General features: G+C 53.0%; 1 rRNA gene. It reads left to right on the top strand.

The features are described from left to right. Positions 1-526: ribosomal RNA gene (locus AC3WT9_RS34680) — 23S ribosomal RNA — on the top strand; the annotation flags it as partial.

Genomic DNA, 526 nt, shown 5'->3' with positions numbered 1-526 from the left:
GTAATAGCTCACTGGTCGAGTGACTCTGCGCCGAAAATGTAACGGGGCTAAACACACCACCGAAGCTATGGCTAGATACTATGTATCTGGGGTAGGGGAGCGTTGTATGTGGGTTGAAGGTGTACCGTAAGGAGCGCTGGACAGCATACAAGTGAGAATGCCGGTATGAGTAACGAAAAGATCAGTGAGAATCTGATCCGCCGAAAGCCCAAGGTTTCCTGAGGAAGGCTCGTCCGCTCAGGGTAAGTCGGGACCTAAGGCGAGGCCGAAAGGCGTAGTCGAAGGACAACAGTTTGAAATTACTGTACCACCGTAATCCGCTATGAGCGATGGGGTGACGCAGGAGGGTAGTGACGCGGACTGATGGATGTCCGTCTAAGCAGTGAGGCTGGTGTGTAGGCAAATCCGCACACCGTTAAGGCTGGGCTGTGATGGGGAGCGAAAATTATAGTAGCGAAGGTCATGATCTCACACTGCCAAGAAAAGCCTCTAGCCAGGAGAAGGTGCCCGTACCGCAAACCGACAC

This window comes from Paenibacillus sp. EB106-06-01-XG199 (assembly GCF_058791575.1).
The sequence above is the reverse complement of the archived record's forward strand: the minus strand, read 5'-3'. Positions and strand labels throughout refer to the sequence as shown.